This window comes from Martelella sp., from assembly GCF_984369615.1.
In genome coordinates, this window is record NZ_CFHTCS010000334.1 from 1 (window position 1) to 4,751 (window position 4,751).

The window sequence follows — 4,751 nt, forward strand, 5'->3', positions numbered from 1 at the left end:
CTGAACGCGATGCTCAATCTCTATGACGAGAACGGGCACATCCAGTTCGACAAGGACCGGATGGCGGCCAAGCAGTATTTTCTGCAGCATGTGAACCAGAACACCGTGTTTTTCCATAACCTCCGGGAAAAGCTCGATTATCTGGTCGATGAAGGCTATTACGAGCAGGAAGTGCTGGATCAGTATTCCTTCAACTTCGTGCGCGACCTGTGGGACCATGCCTTCGACAAGAAGTTCCGCTTCCAGACCTTCCTCGGCGCCTTCAAATATTATACCGCCTATACGCTGAAGACGTTTGACGGCAAACGCTATCTGGAGCGCTATGAGGACCGCGTCTGCATGGTGGCGCTGGCGCTGGCCAAGGGCGACGAGCAGCTTGCGACCGCACTGGTCGATGAAATCATCGCCGGCCGCTTCCAGCCGGCGACGCCGACCTTCCTCAACGCCGGCAAGAAGAGCCGCGGCGAGCTTGTGTCCTGCTTCCTTCTGCGCGTTGAAGACAATATGGAGAGTATCGGCCGCTCGATCAATTCGGCGCTGCAGCTTTCCAAGCGCGGCGGCGGCGTGGCGCTTTCGCTCACCAATATTCGCGAGCACGGCGCGCCGATCAAGAAGATCGAGAACCAGTCCTCCGGCGTCATCCCGGTGATGAAGCTGCTCGAGGACTCCTTCTCCTACGCCAACCAGCTTGGCGCGCGCCAGGGCGCTGGCGCGGTCTATCTCAACGCCCACCACCCGGACATCATGCGCTTCCTCGACACCAAGCGCGAGAATGCGGATGAAAAGATCCGCATCAAGACGCTGTCGCTCGGCGTGGTGATCCCGGACATCACCTTCGAGCTCGCCCGCAACAATGAGGACATGTACCTGTTTTCGCCCTATGACGTCGAACGCGTCTACGGCAAGGCGATGACCGAGGTGGAGATTTCCAAGCACTATCGCGAGATGGTCGACAACCCGGAAATCCGCAAGAAGAAGATCAATGCCCGCGCCTTCTTCCAGACGCTGGCCGAACTGCAGTTCGAGAGCGGCTATCCCTATATCCTGTTCGAGGATACCGCCAACCGCGCCAATCCGGTCGAAGGCCGGATTTCCATGAGCAATCTCTGCTCGGAAATCCTGCAGGTTTCGGAAGCCAGCGAATTCAACGAGGACCTGTCCTACAAGCATATGGGCAAGGACATTTCCTGCAATCTCGGCTCGATGAACATCGCCATGGCGATGGATTCGGAGGATTTCGGCCGTACTGTCGATACCGCGATCCGCGCGCTGACGGCCGTGTCCGACATGAGCCACATCTCCTCCGTACCGTCGGTCGAAAAGGGCAATGACGAGAGCCATGCCATCGGGCTTGGCCAGATGAACCTGCACGGCTATCTCGCCCGCGAGCGCATCTTCTACGGCTCGGAGGAAGGCGTCGACTTCACCAATATGTATTTCTACGCCGTGACCTATCACGCGCTGAAGGCCTCGAACCGGATCGCCGTCGAACGCGGCGTCTCCTTTGCCGGCTTCGAGAACTCGAAATATGCCAGCGGTGAATATTTCGACAAATATACCGAGAAGGAATGGGCGCCGGCGACCGAGCGCGTGCGTGACCTGTTCGAAAAGGCCGGCATCGACCTGCCGACGCAGGAAGACTGGCTGGCACTGAAGGACGCGGTGATGAAGGGCGGGCTCTATAACCGCAACCTGCAGGCCGTGCCGCCGACCGGATCGATCTCCTACATCAACAATGCCACGGCCTCGATCCACCCGATCGTGTCCAAGATCGAGATCCGCAAGGAAGGCAAGATCGGCCGCGTCTATTACCCAGCGCCGTTCATGTCGAACGACAATCTCGAATATTACCAGGACGCCTACGAGATCGGACCGGAGAAGATCATCGACACCTATGCGGCTGCCACCCAGCATGTCGACCAGGGCCTGTCGCTGACGCTGTTCTTCCGCGACACGGCGACCACCCGCGATGTCAACAAGGCGCAGATATACGCCTGGAAGAAGGGCATCAAGACCATCTATTACATCCGTCTTCGGCAGATGGCGCTCTCGGGCACCGAGGTCGAAGGCTGCGTCTCCTGCAGCCTGTGATGAAGGGCAAGAAAACCATGAACATGCAGACCAAACCCGCCATCGCCGTGCCGCGCGCCGTCAACTGGAACCGCGTTGCCGACGAGAAGGATCTCGAAGTCTGGAACCGTCTGACGGGCAATTTCTGGCTGCCGGAGAAGGTGCCGCTGTCGAACGATATTCCGTCATGGTCGACGCTGAAGGAGAACGAGCAGCAGTTGACGATCCGCGTCTTCACCGGCCTGACGCTGCTCGACACCATACAGAACACGATCGGCTCCATCAGCCTGATGCCGGATGCGGTAACACCGCATGAAGAGGCGGTTCTGTCGAACATCTCGTTCATGGAAGCCGTGCACGCGCGCTCCTATTCGTCGATCTTCTCGACGCTGTGCTCGATGGCCGAGGTCGACGACGCCTATCGCTGGTCGGAGGAAAATGCGTTTCTCCAGGAGAAGTCGCGTCTGATCCTGCACGAATACCGCGCGACCGACCCGCTGCGCAAAAAGATCGCCAGCGTCTTCCTCGAGAGCTTCCAGTTCTATTCGGGCTTCTATCTGCCGATGTACTGGTCGAGCCGCGCCAAGCTGACCAACACCGCCGATTTGATCCGGCTGATCATTCGCGACGAGGCGGTTCACGGCTATTATATCGGCTACAAGTTCCAGCAGGGCCTGAAGAAGGTCTCCGAGGACGAGCGTCAGGCGATCAAGGATTTCGCCTTCGGCCTTCTGTTCGAGCTTTACGAGATCGAATCGAAATATACCGAGGCGCTTTATGACAGCGTCGGCCTGACCGAGGACGTGAAGGCCTTCCTGCATTACAACGCCAACAAGGCGCTGATGAATCTCGGATACGAGGCGCTGTTCCCGGCGGAAGCCTGCAAGGTCAATCCGGCAATCCTGTCGGCGCTGTCGCCGAACGCCGACGAGAACCACGACTTCTTCTCCGGCTCCGGCTCGTCCTATGTCATCGGCAAGGCGGTCGCCACCGAGGATGACGACTGGGATTTCTGATCGCTTGCGGATCATCCGCATGACCAGAGGCGGTTCCGCGTGGAGCCGCCTTTGCTTTGTTGACAGGGGCGGCAAACATTCCTACCTCGCGGATGATACGCCGACCCATCCCAGGAAAACATGGAGGCTGATATGACTGAAGAGCGCATTGTCCGTCTTGAAGAAACCGTCGCCTACCAGACCAAGACCATTGACGAGCTATCCGATCAGGTGGCTCAACAGTGGAAGAAGATCGAGAGTCTCGAGAAAAAGTTCGAACTTCTGACCGACCGCTTTCTCGAGCTTGAGGAAAGCGCCGGCGAACGGCCCGCCGTCACCAAGCCGCCGCATTACTGAGGCGCATCTCAGTCGGCGCGAATTTTGCCGTCAGACACAGTGAAGAACTGACCGTCATCGCCGAGCGCCTCAAACAGCGAGCGGTCAGTTCCGGTCATGAAGGCCTGGCCGCCGATTTCGGCAATGCGGGCGAAAAGGGCAGCGCGCCGCCCCTCATCCAGATGGGCGGCGACCTCGTCAAACAGCATCACCGGCGGATGGCCGCTGATGCGGCGCGTCAGCCGCGCGTGCGCCAGCACAAGGCCGAGCAGCAGCGCCTTCTGCTCGCCCGTCGAGCAAAGGGCGGCGTCCATCTCCTTCTGCGCATGGCGCACCGCCATTTCGCTGCGGTGCGGACCTTCCAGCGTGCGTCCGGCGGCCGCATCGCGAAAGCGTTCCTCCTCCAGCACGGCCCGATAGCGATCCTCAAGATCGATTGCCGGCGCATCCGCCGCGTCGGCGAAGAAGCCGGCAAGCGCGATCTCGGGCGCAGGGAAGGGAGAACCCGCCTCGCTTTCGGCGATCAACCCGGTCAGGAGCGACAGCAGTTCACGCCGCGCCAGCGCCATGGCGACGCCAAGCCCCGCCATCTGTTCCTCAAGCCCGGAAAGCCAGGCAGGCTCCGTCCGCCGCTCGGACAAAAGCCGGTTGCGCGAGCGCATGGCCCGCTCGAAATCGGCAACGCGGCGGCCATGGGCGGGATCGATCGACAGCACCATCCGGTCGAGAAACCGCCGGCGATCGCCCGCCGGTCCGGTGAAAAGCCCGTCCATGGCCGGCGTCAGCCAGATCACCCGGACATGATCAAGGAGTTCGTCTCCGGACGCCGCCTGGGTGCCGTTGATGCGGACCCTGCGCCCCGTCCCCTCCGCGCCATCCGTGCCCGTGCCGATGGCGACGCTGCCTTCCATGCCCTCAAGCTCGGAAAACACGGTGAAACCGGCCGGCGCGCCCTTGCGCACCACCTGCGCATAGGACGCCCGCCGCATGCCGCGTCCGGGCGAGAGAAAGGAGACAGCCTCCAGAAGATTGGTCTTGCCCGAACCGTTCTCACCCGTCAGCACCACATGCCGCCCGTCCAGCGCAAGCCCGGCCTGCGGATAGTTGCGGAAATCGGTCAGTTTCAGCGCGGTGAGGAAGATGGAAGGCAGCATGGCGGTTTCTGTTCTTGTCGGTTCGCCCCTTATGGGACAAAAGCGCAGCCGGTGAAAGGCCGGATCCACGGTCTGCCTTGGTCCTCCGTCATCCCGGCGTAACGGATCGGGCGGCGGGATCAACAAACAAGAAAGGCGTCGGGCATATCCCGACGCCTCCAATCTCTAGCGCATCGGCCCGAAAATCGGAATCGAT

General features: G+C 60.6%; 4 protein-coding genes. 3 read left to right on the top strand and 1 reads right to left on the bottom strand.

The annotated features are described in order from the left end of the window. From nrdE to AC5DC2_RS19570, 3 genes are all read left to right on the top strand, one after another. A partial coding sequence (gene nrdE, locus AC5DC2_RS19560; RefSeq protein ID WP_491699679.1) for a class 1b ribonucleoside-diphosphate reductase subunit alpha occupies positions 1–2,091 on the top strand: 2,091 nt, incomplete at its 5' end. 17 nt (positions 2,092–2,108) lie between these two features. Next, positions 2,109–3,086, top strand: coding sequence for a class 1b ribonucleoside-diphosphate reductase subunit beta (gene nrdF, locus AC5DC2_RS19565; protein ID WP_024706751.1), 978 nt, complete (start codon positions 2,109–2,111; stop codon positions 3,084–3,086). 132 nt (positions 3,087–3,218) lie between these two features. Further along, complete coding sequence (locus tag AC5DC2_RS19570; RefSeq protein ID WP_036236057.1) at positions 3,219–3,422, top strand: SlyX family protein; 204 nt, start codon at positions 3,219–3,221, stop codon at positions 3,420–3,422. An 8-nt stretch (positions 3,423–3,430) separates the two neighbouring features. Here AC5DC2_RS19570 and recF read toward each other — a convergent pair whose 3' ends face one another. Beyond that, a complete protein-coding gene (gene recF, locus AC5DC2_RS19575; protein ID WP_024706753.1) occupies positions 3,431–4,555 on the bottom strand; it encodes a DNA replication/repair protein RecF in 1,125 nt (374 codons plus the stop codon). Between the last annotated feature and the right edge of the window lie 196 nt (positions 4,556–4,751).

Bases quoted from the DNA above. Each gene is read 5' to 3' on its own strand.
- nrdF (WP_024706751.1), top strand. From the start codon at position 2,109: ATGAACATGCAGACCAAACCCGCCATCGCCGTGCCGCGCGCCGTCAAC.
- AC5DC2_RS19570 (WP_036236057.1), top strand. From the start codon at position 3,219: ATGACTGAAGAGCGCATTGTCCGTCTTGAAGAAACCGTCGCCTACCAG.
- recF (WP_024706753.1), bottom strand. From the start codon at position 4,555: ATGCTGCCTTCCATCTTCCTCACCGCGCTGAAACTGACCGATTTCCGC.